This window comes from Ignatzschineria sp. F8392, from assembly GCF_002252045.1.
Classification (GTDB): domain Bacteria; phylum Pseudomonadota; class Gammaproteobacteria; order Cardiobacteriales; family Wohlfahrtiimonadaceae; genus Ignatzschineria.
In genome coordinates this window covers 660,742-675,691 of sequence record NZ_NEFF01000001.1, presented here as the reverse complement: position 1 = coordinate 675,691, position 14,950 = coordinate 660,742, and the positions used below count along the sequence as shown (strand labels likewise).

The window sequence follows — 14,950 nt, the reverse complement described above, 5'->3', positions numbered from 1 at the left end:
GCATAACACTAAAAATTAATTGAAAGGTTTAGCATTTCACCATCAATTGATTATCAAGTAATAACTTGCCATATAGCCCCCTCAAAATCGAACTACTCTAAATATACCTATATCACAAAGACTATCGGCCTAACACGAGCAAAAAACGATCCTGCTTAATCTCTAATGCTTGGATTCGCTCCTCCTTTATCACCGAGCTGATGACGTAAGCTTACGGAAGATATTCATAAGAAGATCTTAAAAGCGTAAAGCCAATATTTATATTAAAAAACAATTGATAAAATAATAAGTTGTTACTAAGATTACTAAGTAATACGCCCGGGTACCTCTGCATTATATTTAATGTACGTCCCGGCTTTCTTTTGCTTCAAATTTACTTCCACAACTCCCACTCTTCTAATATCTCAATATCTCGAATACCCATATCACAGAGGTCAATTGCTCTATTTTCAGGCAGTGGGAAGCTATCTAATAGATTTAAGAAGCGTTTCCTCCAAGATGAGTTAGGTGATATTACCTTAAGCATCTGTTGCATAATACAAAAATAATAGAACTCTCTTGAATTATCTAGTTCCTTCCAGTAGTGATCTTTCTTAATATTGCTAGATCGATCTACCATATTCACATTCCACAGACGACTATAATGAGCTGCCACATTTCGAATAAAATTCGAGGACTCTTATCGACCAAGCTCTTAAAAATATCGCTAATGAAAATCCCCTCAACAATTATAGGGTTCGTAAGATGATTCTAAAGTCATAATCAATTTTCCACTTACCTATCACCACCCCGATCCTATCTAACTTATAGTATTACTTATAGAGTAATACATATAAGAACTCTATAAGCATACTATAAGAATGAGTATAAGAATAAATATAAGAATGTTATAAGCTAATACGCTTCGTGAAGATATTCCACCCAGATCCTAATCCTCTCTTAGAGTAAGCTTCCTTTATCTGATAACAAGGATAGCTCCCGGTCACTTCACGCTCTAGCTGAGTTTTTACTCTACGGCCCTCATCTGATTGCCGTATTTTTTCCATCGTGTCATAACATTGGTTATAGGTTTCGACAAAGCGCTGATCATCGTTGATAAATTGATTAACGATTGCGGCATTTTGAGTATTCCAGCTCTTTTTCCAAACATCACAGGCAGAACCCGATCGCTTATCTAAATTACAATAAGTCTCTTGCTGCTCCGTTAAGGCTTCAAAGTTCTCTTTTGAGAGTTGCTCTTCCCCATTCTTAAAGGCCTCTTCATGGATCTCTTTCCAAGCCATGCACTCGGGGGTATTTCTTTGGGAGAGGCTGTTACACTCTTTCTGTTTTAAGTATTCTGCAATGATCTCATCCCAATTTTTATCGATCAGCGATTGAGAAATACGATTTTTAGCCTCTTCAATCGCCTTCTGCTTCGCTTCTAACTCTTGCTGTCTCTTAAGCTCCCTCTCCGCTCTCTCTTTCTCTCGCTCAATCTCTTTCTGTTTATTAAGCGCGTCAAAAGCCGCCTGACACTCTGTATCTTCCTTCAATTTAGCGAGCGCCTTTTCATCCTTTCCCGCCATCAATATTTTCTCTAATTGGCTATTACAGCTCTTTGCCTTCTCTTCTGCTTTATCTAGGTGCTTAAAGTAGTAATCTTCATCCTTCGGGGTACAAGCTACCAGTAACGCCGAGATAAAGCCTAAAAGAACTATTTTTTTCATGATTGATCCTTTTGTGATTTTCGCTTCAAATTTTTCGTTTTAATATAATATCACTTATTATAATTAATCGGTATTTGGGTATTGATCTTTATAAGTTTTATAAGTTTTATAAGTTTTATAAGTTTTATAAGTTTTATAAGTTTTATAAACACAATTTTAGGTAGATCTATTTTATATAAAAATAGATCGTAAGCAGAGAGTACAACCTCCTCCAAAGAAAAATAAAATAAGGCCATATTCATGCTTTAGATGCTTGCAGAGGTCGACGCCTCTACCATAAAATTATAAAATCACCATTTTGAGATCGAGATATTTTGTAGCATGAAAAAAAGATGTATCAACCTTACTTGGCTCGACCTTTTGATCCTCACAGGAATTCTTTTTGGCTCGGCAATCTACCAATCCTCCATTCTCTATCTGCAATTAAGTCAGAATCATACCGATATTGAGACCTTAACCACCTTTTCAAGTAGCGATAACTATGGCGCGCTCTTCTCACAATCCATCTACCTATTTATAGCCATTATCTATCTTTGGATCAGAGGTTTTGATTTTGCCACATTAGGGCAACATATTCGCATTAATCGTTGGGTGATTCCTCAAGCCGTGATGATCTTTCTTCTTGCTGCACTCGGCATGGATCTCTTCTATCTTCTACTCTATCCCGATACCGTTGGGAGCACTCCCGTTCCATTCCCCTTTTCCGCCTTTAAAGAACCTTCTCTGATTCTTTATGCCCTTTTCAATGGTTTTTATGAGGAGATCTTCTTTTTAGGGCTCTGTCTTACCCTTCGCTCACAAAACCTCAAATGGGCATTCCTCTACTCCCTCTTGATTCGTTTTAGTTTTCATACCTATCAAGGGTTAGAAACCGCGATCGGCTTAGGTTTTCTCTTAGGCGCGCTCCTATTTCTTCTCTACACAAAGTGGCTGAGACCGAAGAATCTGCTCCCCTTCTTCCTCGCACATTCTCTTGCAGATATCATCGGGCTCTCTTTTCTCTTCTCTGTTGTTTAGCGCCTATATACACTAATCCTAAAAGAAAAAATCGATTTTATGGAAACATCCTTTTACTAGAAAAGCTTTAAAATGTGTTATGGATGTAAGCTAAAGAAGTATATTGTATGATCCTCAATCACAAAAAAGTAACGCTCATTCTTGTAAAAGGAGATATCTCTATGCAAAAAAGACCCTACAATGCTTTGAAAATCAGGGTTTAATATTCTTGTTTTATGAATAAACTCCTCCTTCTCAGATTCAACCAGGTTCTCCTTAAATTTACGGATATCTTCTTGAGTTGATTGAAAGCTACCATTGATTACATTTGTATCTAGATCGTAAGAAAGCAGTATATTTGTTGCATTCTCAGGTATATCGGGAGGAATCCACCCCTTCTCAATATATTCAGTAGCCTGATATTGCGTCGGAAATTTTATGGTTTTTGTATCATGAAATCCGCCTAAAATAGAAATGAAAACTATCAGCCCGATAACAAACACTGTGAGCAATAGTGCTATCAATATATTCTTATTTTTTCCCGTCTTCATCTTCTTTTGAATTCCTTTTTTTACACAATCAGACCTACTACCCCATCGTTCGGATCAAACCTTTTAGCTATTGATAAAACAATTACCTGTAGCTAATATATTCAATAATACGCCCGGGTACCTCTGCATTATACTTAATGTACGTCCCGGCTCTCTTTTATTTCATGAATCTCTTAGAACTCTATAACCCTTTTCCTAAGATTCTTTATCAACCCTACTCTTAACATATATCACTATCAAATCTGTCTCTGAGATATTGCCAATATCCTCTATAATGGTGATCTTTACTTCCTGAAAATTTTCTTAACTTATGCAATAAAATATCCACCCTCCCTGTTATAACCCCACTTTCATGGAGATTAATGATGCCTAAAATTTACCATATTCTTCATCTCGATCGGTTACGCTCTCTCATTAGATCTCAAAGTCTACTTTCAGATGCTTTGGTAAGAGAAAAGCACTTAGAAGGTACAACAATTGGTATGGATACAATTAAAGATCGCCGTCTACATAAATGTCAATTAAGAAGCCATCCAGGATTATTCGTTGGCCAATGTGTTCCTTTTTATTTTTGTCCTAGGCCTGTTATGCTGTATATGATACATAAAAGAAATGCTGAACTAACATATCAAGATGGGCAAGAGAAAATTATACACTTAGTCGGAGACCTTCAAAAAACCATTGCTTACGCAAACTCACAAAAATTACGGTGGGCTTTTACAACCAGTAATGCCGCATCAAGTTGGTTTAGTGATTATGCTGATTTAAACTATCTAGATGAGGTCCATTGGGATATTATTAACTCTGACAATTGGGCTGGAAATCAAGAATGGAAACAGGCAGAATTTCTTATTGAAAATTGTATGCCTTGGGCTTTAATAGATGAAATTGCTGTTTTTGATGAGCAGATATATCATCAAGTTAACAATATATTAGAAACAGAAAACATCACCCATCCTCCTAAAGTCACTATAAAAAGAGAGTGGTATTATTAATCATGATTAACTTCGTACAAGGAAATCTTTTTCACGCAGATGTAGAGGCATTAGTCAATACTGTCAATTGTGTTGGAGTAATGGGACGAGGGATTGCTCTACAATTTAAAAAAGCATTTCCGGAAAACTTTCAGGCTTATAAAAAGGCCTGTGATTTACAACAAGTTGTACCTGGAAAAATGTTTATCTTTGAAACTGGTAGCCCCATTAACCCTAAACTAATTATCAATTTCCCTACTAAAAGACACTGGCGTAGTGCAAGTAAAATAGAAGATATTAACGCAGGTTTAGACGCATTAATCACTGAAATTAGAACAAGAAAAATCAGATCAATCGCAATCCCCCCATTAGGAGCAGGATTAGGTGGATTAGAGTGGTCTATAGTAAAAAACAGAATCATTGAGAAGCTATCTCCCATCTCAGAAGATGTCTCTATCTTTGTGTATGAACCAATAGAAAAATCGACATACAATGTGACCATTCGGTCTGAAAAAAAACCAAAAATGACAGAAGGTCGCGCCATCCTTATTAGTTTAATGGATGAATATTTAAAAAAACTCATAGATCCGTACATTACGCTTCTTGAACTTCATAAGTTAATGTACTTTGTTCAAGAGTCTGGCTACAACCTTAGATTACGATTTACCAAAGGAAGCTATGGTCCTTATGCTGAGAACTTAAGGCATGTTTTACAACATATTGAAGGTCACTATATTTCTGGCTATCTAGATGGCGGCGATGATCCTCGAAAAATTATTAAAATAATGCCTAATGCTGTTGCTGAAGCGCATCATGTTTTAAAGCAAAATGGTGATATATCCTCTAATTTTAATAAAGTGAATGCACTCATTGACGGATTTGAATCCTCAGCGGGATTAGAATTATTGGCAACAACTCACTGGTTAAAAAAGCAGGAAAAAATTTCAGATCTTCACCAAGGATTTTATAGCTGGAATCAACATAAACAACAATTTTCAAAAAGGCAGATCGATATCGCTGAAAAAATCCTAACTGAAAAAGGCTGGATCTGAAATTAAAACTTCAGAAAATCAGATCTTAACGTGATGACTATCCCATCATTTACAAAGAGGTCATCATTGATATTGATATTGATATTGATATATTAGATATATCGATTCACGATAGTTCTATTTTGACGATTCCCGCCCTTCTTCCAAGCTCGTCACTTTAAATAGTTCCAAAATCATAATTTCCATCTTGATCACGCTTACCTTTAATCAGCGAAGAAAAGCAATGTTTAAATTGTATCTTATGATTTCTCCAAAAATTTAATGCACGAACCCCTTCTGTATCGACACCGACAAGCTGTTTATTTTGATAAAGAGGTAATTGAGTTTGATTCTCTAAATTAGTGGATTTATAAGCGATATATGAGATGACTTGATCTGGAAATCCCAACCTCAAAACAGCCATCACCGCCAATGATGCATAATACATTCCTTCTAACTGTTCACAAGCTTTAATAAATTCAGATTGCGTACATCGACTCTTCATCTCTAAAAGATGTAATACCTTTTCTCCATCATCCTTAATCTCCAAAAATGCACCTTCTGAGCATCGCTGATTCACTAATGCCCATAAAGCAGTTCCTTGATCTTTAGCCTTAATCATAAGCACATCATGAGGAGATCTAAAAGTGCAGGCACCCGCCCCTTTTTGTTTCTTCTCTTGCATGATGATAGGTTCTTTTTTCGATGATATAACATAAATCATTTTTTAAGAGATTTAAAAAAGGGTTATTCACCATTACCTTAATCCTCTCCTTCTTTTTCTAATGTGGTAATTATTTCATGAGATTGTTCGGCAAGGCTTATCAACACTTTATTCAATGATTCTGCAATGAAACCATATTCACCAAACTCTATTGAACGAACTGTTGTTTTATGATCATTATCACAATCAAAATCATAAGCCGATACCTGATCGGGAGTTACTATATCGTGAGCTGTTAAATTAAATTTTTCTAATAACCGATCTTTTTGTGGATGCTCACTGAGCAACAATAAATTATTTAATTGCTGTAAAAATGTATCACTATGTGTTGTGCTAAGTAGATAGCAACCACTGTTGATTAATTGGATAATAATCTTTGCCATCTCTCTTTGTGCAGCAAGATGAAGATGCGCTTCTGGTTCTTCAAAAATAATAAAAGAGTTTTTCAAAACAGGATTTAATATTGACAATGCAGCAACTTCAGTAACAAGTGATGAACTAGCAGAGAGTGGAATTGTATGATCAGAGCCATCGGGCTGATATTCAAAGGTGGGGCGATCGACATTGGGAGAGTTTGAGCGAATATCCCCTGATAATAATCGTTTAATATTATCACTCAAAGAGGTTGCATTCTTCTGTGCTTTTTTCTTTTCTCCATAGCTTCTTCGATTGATCTCTTCCGTAAAAGCAATTAAGGGCTCTGTTAAATTGCCCTTAAATCTCTCTACAAAAAAACTTCTATCTTCGGAGCTTTCGGTTAACAAAAAGGGATCATTCTCCTTTTCTAATACCTCTGTTGCTTCTCGCCATCGTGCGATCGTTCCTTGCACAAAGAAGTCTGATGTTAATAGAATACCGGTCCTTGCTGCCGGGATGTAGAGTAGATTCTCGAACTTATCCCACATTTCCCCAAAATAAGTATGCCCAATAATCTCCTTTTCAGTTCGCTTAAGCAAGGCAATATAGAGCTCACTCTCGCTCTCTGTTAGTAACTCTTCTGAGAGTGGTTCTGCCCTTATTTTATATTCCAAGAGATCATCATACTCTCTCTCTTTACGATCTCTCCATTTAAAGGTGAAGCAAGCTGTAAACTTTCGCCCTTCTTTATCTATTGTCTCTTCTGATACCAATATGGGGCGTACCTGAACATCGATCGTCAATATCAGATCAGGCCCACTATTAAAAAGAAGTTTTGACTCCTCATTAAACCCATCAAATTTAAAGCATTTTTTCAAAATAGTTTTAGAATTCTGCTTAAGATAATAAGGAACTTCTGCCTTAATCTTATTTAGAAGTGATTCAGGAACATCTTTCTGTTGAGCGCTTTTTTCTTCTAAAGCTTGAGCCGTTAATTGATGGATTAAATCAATAAGTTCAGTTTTTACAATATCAGCAAGAGTCGCTCTCTTTTTAATACTATTAATAGCAGCCCACAGAGCACTTGCGGTATATGTTTTACCACTATTATTTTGCCCTATAAATATTGTCAGTGGTTTAAGATCAAAAGTTGCGCGATCTATTTTTCCAACATTTTCAACGATAAACTGCATGTTTCTACCTTAATGATTAAAATCTATGATGATTGTTAATGTACTATAAAACAATTTATGGCGCACTTTTACTGGGAATATACCGAGAATATACGGGGAATAGATGTAATAGAGATCTACATGCCGGCGATCAGCCCCTTCTCTCTGCTCTAACTCGATTCTTAAGTGTTTGTGCCGGTAGCGCTTTGTTAACAAACTCAAATCCACAATCTAGACACCTAATCAGCAACTGTTGATATGTAAATTGAGTATCGCCAAGCGCCTCGCGCTCTTTAATCCCAATGACTGTATGCTCGCTATCACATATGCAACAAGGTTTTAAAAACTGCTGATAATGACTTAATGTCATCGCTTCTTTAGCCAATTTTTTCTCTTCTATTCAACTTAAAAATCGCTTAAGGAGCAAGCGTACAGTAGACTTTTTATTAGCTCATTATGGCAATCTTCTGGCTTTTTATAAGCAAAATCCCAATGCAATGCCCTACCAATATAATGTTGTTGTGCTTTGGGACTGATAGAAATACTCTCTACGGCTGCTCTCAAACTAGGATCACTTGCTTTTAAATAATTTTTTAAAGACTTTGTTAATAAACAGATCGCTTTTCTAGATTTCCGATACTTTTTGTCAGTATGATTGATGATATGATCCCGTACAAAAGATAAAAAATTTTCCGATTCTTCAGCATGACGATATGAAAAGTGATTATCAGATGAGAATAAACTAATAGCATTAGAACCATTTTCTATTTCTTGGCGCTTAAGCACAAACCAATTATTTTTATCATTTCCACCAAAACGCCATAATTTTTCGACCTCATCTAAATCTTTAAATTTTTCATGATCATATTCAACAGTATCATCTGAAAAATTAAAAATAATACTCTCTGACATATTAATTATATAACTCCTCAATAATTAATAAGTTAACACTAATAAGTTAACACTTTTTGTAAAGGTGATATCACATCACGATTTTCAGAGATATTTGAAACAACATCAAGACGTTCTTTATAAGTCACAATAGGAGGCTTTCTGATATTATTGCTCTCTTTTACATCATCACTGTCTAAGATAGCTAACAATCTTTTTATTTTATAAGCATCATCAAAATTACCAGAAGTATCGATCGATCCCTTGAGATAAAAAGGGCTACTCCCATCTGTAATAATAGCTTGCGATCTCTCTAATGATAAAAAATCAACCACACCATTTTTTTTAAAAATAAGACTTAAGAAATAATTTTTTTGAGCATTCACTCTTAAGGTTAAATTATTACTATCATCAATATCAATAAATAATTGTTGATTACAAGAGTAAGGGATAAAAAACTCAATATATCTAGAAAAACTTACTGCCGATTTAGGTTCGATACTTCTTTTTAAAAAATCACCCGCAAAGTCAACGTCATTAAAAACTTTGCTTAATTCCTTTTTAACAATCTTAGAGACTTCTTTACCATCAAGTTGCATAATCTGAGTTATAAACTGTTGCAAGTTTATCGTAACTTTACACTGATGATTTTGAGGCTTTAAAATATATTTATTTTTCATTTTCTTGCTCAGAAATAGCTTTCTGTAAATTTTCAATTAAATCATTGACCATCTGATGAGTTAAAGTTTTATTAACATCAAATGTTATCTCCTTATCTCCACTGTAATAGCCCATTCTCATCACAATCTGATTTTTGTTTTCCATCGTTTGAATAGTGATGGCTTCTGGCTGTGATAAAGGTGAAGAATAAACAACTTTGTTTTCTGCTTTCTTTCCCATTCTAATGTTTTCAACCTCCGAAAAAAGTTGCTACTGTCACTATTTCAGTAAATTTAATGATCTAATATATGTTGAAACCCCCACACTCCAAGCAACTCTAATTTTATCGTAAAAACTAGGCATAATCCAAAAAAAACCTTCTATCATAAACTTATCACCAAGAGAGTAACCACAAGGATCTTTCACTTGAGAAGTGGAGTGAAAAATATAAGGAGCGCGATGAGCAGACTTATGGTGTTTTAATAGTTTTTTGAATTAGCCCATATATCAATTGGGCTTAACTTAACATCTACACATAAGTTATCGTACTTCATTGCAGATCTTAACTGCGCTTGTAATCGGGATAAAAACATAGTGAAATCAACTTCTACATTTTTTTTTGAACCTATCACTCCAGGAGTTTTTGCGACAATTACCCTATAACGATATGAGCCTTTTTTTAGTGCCTCTGTCCAATCTACAAGTTTAATATGGGCAACCTTTAAAATACTTACTGAATCTTTAAATTTCTCGATTAGCTCTTTTCGAATAATTGACTCTTCTTTTTCGACCAAATTTCTCTTATCTTCTACTGGGAGATTACTCCCTTGAATATTTCTTACTCGCCTTAAAACATCCAGATGTTGATCCCATAAATCACTAAATTCTACTAAATAAGCTCGGTTATTTGTTTCATATAAATAATCCACAGACTTAAACTTGCCATATCCTATCGTGCACTTAATACCTTTTTTGGTACCCTTCCCTCTTCCCTTAGGATCTAATCTATATCCCTCTTTTTTTAAAGAGATCAACACACTAAGATTGTCATGATCCATAGGCTCTAAAAATAGAAGAATAGAAATTTCCTTACATCTTTTAGTCATCATTCCTACAATAAACTAATATCAACAAAAGTATCATGAAAGGGTTTTCCCAAGTCTAACTGAATCTCTGAAACCTTTACAATATTTGAGTCTAACTCATTAATAGAACGCCCCTCAGTTGACAATTGATTGATCCCAAAATGGCTCTCGCTTATTTTTTCACGCTCTAAAAGAAACTCAATATTTTTCATAATATCAATACTATGAGTTGTTATAACAATTCTAACCCCCCTTAAACTCAACTCAAATAAAACCATTATTAGAATTTTTTGCCAACCAGGATGAAGATTAACTTCAGGCTCATCAATAAATAGACAACTCCCCTTACAAATAATACCTTTTTCAAGCAATAACTGAATAACCCCTAAATTAATAACACCTGATGCGGTTAGAGTTAATGAAACCCCTTCAGAATTATGAAGATCGTTATATTTATCTGCATAATAGTTAATTTCACCACGATCTGTAACCGATAACTTCCCTTTTATAAAAGAAGTAATCATGTCACCGATATTAATAAGAGAACTCCTATCTTTTTTAACTTGAACTTCAACCATCTCATTCAAATCAAGAAAATGTTTGGGAACACCAGTCAAAGACTCTCTGCCGAAGTTTGTCTTTTTATTATTTTTGGCCCCTTGTTCAGAAAGGGCTCTTCTAAGCTTCCAATAAATCGGTGACTCTATAAAAACAACAGGATTTATCTTTTTTAATTGGTCAATTCCCAAATTATTTAAGGTTAATTTTATGGTATTAGGTCGATTGACATTAAACTCAACACGGCCATAACCCCTAAAATCAATAAATGAAGCATCATTGTTATTAGTCGTAATTAACTGCTTAACACTCGCTATTTGAAAATTTTCTAGCAATTCATTAAGTAAATATTTTTCAGTAAGTTTTTCGATTTCTTTTTCTGGATTTTCAAGAACTTTATACAACTCTAAAATTTCTTTAATTGCTAAACTTAAAAATTCTTTATTTCTTATCTGATCGAGAATAAATAGATCGTCAGTGATATGATTTTTATTTTCTAATTCTTCAGTAAGCATTAAATAAAGTTGCTGTAAAGAATTTATAGACTCATAAATATTAATTCGTAGCTCTTTTATCACAGCCATTTGAACACTATAGTAAGAGTTCTTTAGTAAGTAATCTGAATATTTATCAATAAGCTGTAATATATGATGAATCTCATGAATAGAGTTTACAAAACTTTTAAAATCATCACTCTCTTCAAAACTATTCTTAACAAAACCAAGAAACAAATTCCCCATATTGTATACTTGAGTCATTTTCAATTGTAAATGCTCAACAGAAATAGCTTTTAAAAAGCAATATGCTAATTTAGTTACAAAACTTTTCCCTGAGCCATTTGGACCAGCTATTACTGTAAATGGTCTCATTTCTATACTGGCATGTTCAATAGGGCCTAGTCCAGAAATAGTAACATCTATCTCATTAATCATTTTCAATCCCACAACCTACTGATTAAATTCTATTTTCTATTATTGTTTCTGATAAATAGAATACATATTAAACGTGACACTTCTCTGTGCCATTGTAATATAAATTACTTTTTAAGTTTAAATAATAAACTTTCTGCACACTTCATTAGTAAATTGATGTCATCAATTATTACTCTAACACCTCTCAGTTTTATTCCACAATCAAACCTACCCCCCCATCACTCTCCACAACCCTTTCAGCTGCTGCCACTTTCGTTCAAGATAGGTGGTTTTCAGTTTTGTCTGCCCTTGCGCTTCGCGCTCTTTAACGAGTGCTTGCAATGTAGTGGTGGCATTGGTGATTTTACCGGTATTGATGTTGAGGTATGTGGGGTAGAGAATCAAGGTGCCGGCGATCAGTTCCGAAAGGGTGAGCTTCCGCCCTCTTCTGCCGGTTAAGGTGTAGTGATCTTCCGTAAGGCCCCAATTGGCATAGAAAGGGATGCCGTAGCAGACCACCTTCTTCCCGCGAAGGAGCGCTTCAAAGCCGGAGAGCGAGGTCATGGTATGGAGCTCATCACACTGCTCGATCATGGCAATGATATCCCCCTCTGCCATCACAAGATCAGCATATTGCCGAGCAAGCGCTTCATCCACATGGCCAAGGCGATTTCCGCTCACCACATCGGGATGCGGTTTATAGACAATATAGCTTTCGGGATTTTGCCGGCGAACGGCTTGGAGCAGCCCTAAATTGGTATTGATATCGCGCGTACCGGTTTGAATGGAGGCATCATCTTCCACCTGCCCCGGTACGAGAAGAATGGGGCGATTCTTAACCCTTGGAATCTGCGCTGTGCGATCCCCCACATTATATTTCCCCACCTTAAAGGCGATAAGATCCCGTTGTAGCGCCTCGGCTTCTGCTAAAAGTTCTGCGGAAAATGTTGTATGCGTTAAGAGCGCTTCTAAGCGTGAAGGTTGCGATGCATCAAAATAGATCCCCCGGTCATCGAGCACTAAAGAGCGCGGTGGCACCAGATTGGAGCCTAATCCCACCGAGCGGATAAAGCCATCTTCCATCCGTAAAATGGCGATCTCCTCCTGCTCTGCCCAGCTGACTAAATCGGGAAATTGCTTTCCCCAAATTAAGAGGCGAATATTGCTCCGTGCCGATTCCGGCAACGCTGCATACGCCTCCCGTAATGCCTTCTCCGTTCGGAAATAACGAAGCTGATTACGATAGCTCTGAATAAAGGGGCGAATAATCTGCCGCTTCCAAAAAGAGAGCCCAACGACCCAGATCTCCCCGGCAAGAAGCGCTTCCCTTCGTTTCATCATGATCAGATAATCGATCACATCAAAGATCGTCCCACGCTTGCCGGTATACGGGTTAAGATAACGGCAATATTGCAAGTAACTCGCGGTAAAGAGCTCAAGAAGTGTTGCGTGCCGGCGGCGGGATTTGAACGCCGGCATTTGAACCTGCGGATGCCGATCTTCCGTTAAGCCCCAACCGGCATACCAAGGTAGCCCAAAGGTGATCACCTCTTTGCCGAGCATCAAAGCCTCAAACCCCATCTGCGAAGTCGCTACATAGACGCGATCCATCCGCGCCAGCAGAGCATGAGGATGAAGATCCTCCGCCAATAATCGTACCTGAATATCCGCCTGTAATTCCGGCATCATCGCCGTAAAATGCCCCTGCTTCTTCCCCGCTAAGACATCGGGATGAATCTTCACCCAGATCACCGCATCGGGATTCTCCGCCTTAGCCGCGCTTAACATCTCCTGAAAAGTCTCCGGCGTGACGCCACCATATTGCAACGAGAGATCCCCAAAGGTTTGATCAATCACCAACACCTGCTTTTTCCCGGCATCAAAAGGAAGATGCGCCGGCCAAGTGGCAGGAAGATGGTTATATTTTGTCAATTGATGCTCAATCACCAGCCGAAGCGCCCGCGCACTATCCGCTAAGAGCGATTCCGGCATCTCCCCACTTAAAATCAACTGCTCTAAGCATGAAGGTTTCGAGGCATCATAATAGACCCCCAAATCATCCACCACAATTGATAACGGCGCATCACCACTCACCCCTAACCCCATAGAGCGAAGGAAGCCATCTTCAATCAGAATCGCGCCTTGCAACCCCTTCTTTTTAGCAAGATTAATTGCGCGTAAGCCACTCTTCTTATAGCCCCATCCTAAGATGTAATCTTCAGCCTGATAAGAAGATCCAACAGTTAAATGAGATGCAGAAAAAAAGGGGCGCCATCTCTTAAGACGACGCCACAATCCAAAACTCATTACAGGAATTTTAATCTTATCCATCTGTTACTTGAACCCTATCACTTTTGCGATCTCTGCTAAACGATGCTCCCAAGTGTGATATTTTGCCACATATTCTGCTCCGGCACGAGCACGCTCCAGATCCTCTTGACTTGGTCCATGCTTTAAGCGATTAAATAGATCTCGCATCTCTTCTTCATTATGAACAACATGACAATAATCTTTAAAGAGCTTTTCCACAGAGAGCGCCGGCGTTGTTACCGCTATACCGCCACACGCTAAAATTTCCACCAATCTCCGAGAGAACATTGTTGGTGAATCGGTAATCGTATTCACATTTAAAGAGACTAAGTAGTCTTTATAGATTTGTCCTGTTTTAGGGTACTTTACAGCTTTTTTAATCTCCATATTAGGAAGTATCGGATAACGATAATTTTTCGATTTTCGATTAGAATTGCGATCAAACACCGTTAGCCCTAAGCCCGTTTCAGTTGCCGTTTCAAACAACCCGTTTTGCCATATTCTACGCTCTTCATGAATATGGTGACTGTAACTACCAACAAAATTAGCACGATGATGCTTAAAATTAAAACCATCAAAAAAAATGGAATTTCGGTTGAACTGCAAACATTAAAGAGTGAACAGAAGCATCCTGCCCCATCACGGCCTTATAACGGGGAATACAAGTCTCATCTACCGTAAAAACATGATCAAAAAACTTTGCACTATCGATAAAACGGTCAAAATGAACCGAGTCTTCCTTATTCCAAAAAACAGTCGGAATTCCTAGATCTTTCGCTCGCGCAACAAGCTCTTTCAACTTATCATTATTCCGCTCAGGATAGTCCGGATAAGCCGCAATTTTAAACTTCCAACGATTCCAATGCCCTTTCCATGCCGACTCTACTAGTAATATTTTTGCCGAAGAGAGACGTATCGTCCGGAGTGCCCGGTCAATAGAAGATCGGGTCAACTCATCCGAAACTAAATAGATGTTATTTAATGCCATAATTTAAAATATTACTGCTCAATAAGTTATAAA

General features: G+C 37.0%; 14 protein-coding genes and 1 pseudogene. 3 read left to right on the top strand and 12 right to left on the bottom strand.

All coding sequences use genetic code 11. From position 1 onward, the window contains the following. Positions 1-887: 887 nt before the first annotated feature. A complete protein-coding gene (locus B9T19_RS02860; RefSeq protein ID WP_094567067.1) occupies positions 888-1,709 on the bottom strand; it encodes a hypothetical protein in 822 nt (273 codons plus the stop codon). Positions 1,710-2,030: 321 nt separating this feature from the next. Between B9T19_RS02860 and B9T19_RS02850 the strand changes: the two genes are divergently transcribed. After that, positions 2,031-2,726, top strand: a complete 696-nt coding sequence (locus tag B9T19_RS02850) for a type II CAAX prenyl endopeptidase Rce1 family protein (RefSeq protein ID WP_094567065.1) — start codon at positions 2,031-2,033, stop codon at positions 2,724-2,726. Between the two features lie 77 nt (positions 2,727-2,803). Here B9T19_RS02850 and B9T19_RS02845 read toward each other — a convergent pair whose 3' ends face one another. After that, a complete protein-coding gene (locus tag B9T19_RS02845) occupies positions 2,804-3,256 on the bottom strand; it encodes a hypothetical protein (protein WP_094567064.1) in 453 nt (150 codons plus the stop codon). A gap of 362 nt (positions 3,257-3,618) precedes the next feature. Between B9T19_RS02845 and B9T19_RS02840 the strand changes: the two genes are divergently transcribed. Both B9T19_RS02840 and B9T19_RS02835 read left to right on the top strand, forming a co-directional pair. Beyond that, on the top strand, positions 3,619-4,251 hold the full coding sequence (locus B9T19_RS02840; protein WP_094567063.1) for a DUF4433 domain-containing protein: 633 nt from the start codon (positions 3,619-3,621) through the stop codon (positions 4,249-4,251). 2 nt (positions 4,252-4,253) lie between these two features. Then, positions 4,254-5,282: a macro domain-containing protein gene (locus tag B9T19_RS02835; RefSeq protein ID WP_094567062.1), complete on the top strand. Its 1,029-nt coding sequence runs from the start codon at positions 4,254-4,256 to the stop codon at positions 5,280-5,282. Between the two features lie 157 nt (positions 5,283-5,439). On the opposite strand, the gene B9T19_RS02830 is transcribed toward B9T19_RS02835, so the two are convergent. From B9T19_RS02830 to B9T19_RS10890, 10 genes and pseudogenes are all read right to left on the bottom strand, one after another. Further along, positions 5,440-5,946, bottom strand: coding sequence for a hypothetical protein (locus B9T19_RS02830; protein WP_094567061.1), 507 nt, complete (start codon positions 5,944-5,946; stop codon positions 5,440-5,442). A 77-nt stretch (positions 5,947-6,023) separates the two neighbouring features. Next, positions 6,024-7,535 (bottom strand): AAA family ATPase, encoded by a 1,512-nt coding sequence (locus tag B9T19_RS02825; protein WP_094567060.1) that lies wholly within the window; start codon positions 7,533-7,535, stop codon positions 6,024-6,026. A 130-nt stretch (positions 7,536-7,665) separates the two neighbouring features. Continuing rightward, positions 7,666-7,899, bottom strand: a complete 234-nt coding sequence (locus B9T19_RS02820; protein WP_094567059.1) for a hypothetical protein — start codon at positions 7,897-7,899, stop codon at positions 7,666-7,668. 20 nt (positions 7,900-7,919) lie between these two features. Further along, positions 7,920-8,426: a hypothetical protein gene (locus tag B9T19_RS02815; protein WP_094567058.1), complete on the bottom strand. Its 507-nt coding sequence runs from the start codon at positions 8,424-8,426 to the stop codon at positions 7,920-7,922. Between the two features lie 38 nt (positions 8,427-8,464). Then, a complete protein-coding gene (locus tag B9T19_RS02810; protein WP_094567057.1) occupies positions 8,465-9,085 on the bottom strand; it encodes a hypothetical protein in 621 nt (206 codons plus the stop codon). Continuing rightward, positions 9,075-9,305 (bottom strand): hypothetical protein, encoded by a 231-nt coding sequence (locus B9T19_RS02805; protein WP_094567056.1) that lies wholly within the window; start codon positions 9,303-9,305, stop codon positions 9,075-9,077. Before B9T19_RS02805 ends, B9T19_RS02810 begins: the two co-directional genes overlap by 11 nt. Positions 9,306-9,544: 239 nt before the next feature. After that, positions 9,545-10,174 carry a hypothetical protein gene (locus B9T19_RS02800; RefSeq protein ID WP_143436846.1) on the bottom strand — a complete coding sequence of 210 codons (630 nt, stop codon included), beginning with the start codon at positions 10,172-10,174 and terminating at the stop codon, positions 9,545-9,547. Between the two features lie 2 nt (positions 10,175-10,176). Continuing rightward, entirely contained in the window at positions 10,177-11,640 is a 1,464-nt protein-coding gene (locus B9T19_RS02795; RefSeq protein WP_094567054.1) for an AAA family ATPase, read from the bottom strand. Positions 11,641-11,847: 207 nt separating this feature from the next. After that, positions 11,848-13,950, bottom strand: a complete 2,103-nt coding sequence (locus B9T19_RS02790) for a capsular polysaccharide biosynthesis protein (protein WP_198959028.1) — start codon at positions 13,948-13,950, stop codon at positions 11,848-11,850. A 3-nt stretch (positions 13,951-13,953) separates the two neighbouring features. Further along, positions 13,954-14,917, bottom strand: a pseudogene (locus B9T19_RS10890) (glycosyltransferase). Between the last annotated feature and the right edge of the window lie 33 nt (positions 14,918-14,950).

What these genes read in the sequence shown, in the direction of transcription:
- B9T19_RS02790 (WP_198959028.1), bottom strand. Translation starts at nt 13,950, where the DNA reads ATGGATAAGATTAAAATTCCTGTAATGAGTTTTGGATTGTGGCGTCGT.
- B9T19_RS02800 (WP_143436846.1), bottom strand. Translation starts at nt 10,174, where the DNA reads ATGATGACTAAAAGATGTAAGGAAATTTCTATTCTTCTATTTTTAGAG.
- B9T19_RS02815 (WP_094567058.1), bottom strand. Translation starts at nt 8,426, where the DNA reads ATGTCAGAGAGTATTATTTTTAATTTTTCAGATGATACTGTTGAATAT.
- B9T19_RS02860 (WP_094567067.1), bottom strand. Translation starts at nt 1,709, where the DNA reads ATGAAAAAAATAGTTCTTTTAGGCTTTATCTCGGCGTTACTGGTAGCT.
- B9T19_RS02810 (WP_094567057.1), bottom strand. Translation starts at nt 9,085, where the DNA reads ATGAAAAATAAATATATTTTAAAGCCTCAAAATCATCAGTGTAAAGTT.
- B9T19_RS02825 (WP_094567060.1), bottom strand. Translation starts at nt 7,535, where the DNA reads ATGCAGTTTATCGTTGAAAATGTTGGAAAAATAGATCGCGCAACTTTT.
- B9T19_RS02795 (WP_094567054.1), bottom strand. Translation starts at nt 11,640, where the DNA reads ATGATTAATGAGATAGATGTTACTATTTCTGGACTAGGCCCTATTGAA.
- B9T19_RS02840 (WP_094567063.1), top strand. Translation starts at nt 3,619, where the DNA reads ATGATGCCTAAAATTTACCATATTCTTCATCTCGATCGGTTACGCTCT.
- B9T19_RS02850 (WP_094567065.1), top strand. Translation starts at nt 2,031, where the DNA reads ATGAAAAAAAGATGTATCAACCTTACTTGGCTCGACCTTTTGATCCTC.
- B9T19_RS02845 (WP_094567064.1), bottom strand. Translation starts at nt 3,256, where the DNA reads ATGAAGACGGGAAAAAATAAGAATATATTGATAGCACTATTGCTCACA.
- B9T19_RS02830 (WP_094567061.1), bottom strand. Translation starts at nt 5,946, where the DNA reads ATGCAAGAGAAGAAACAAAAAGGGGCGGGTGCCTGCACTTTTAGATCT.
- B9T19_RS02835 (WP_094567062.1), top strand. Translation starts at nt 4,254, where the DNA reads ATGATTAACTTCGTACAAGGAAATCTTTTTCACGCAGATGTAGAGGCA.
- B9T19_RS02805 (WP_094567056.1), bottom strand. Translation starts at nt 9,305, where the DNA reads ATGGGAAAGAAAGCAGAAAACAAAGTTGTTTATTCTTCACCTTTATCA.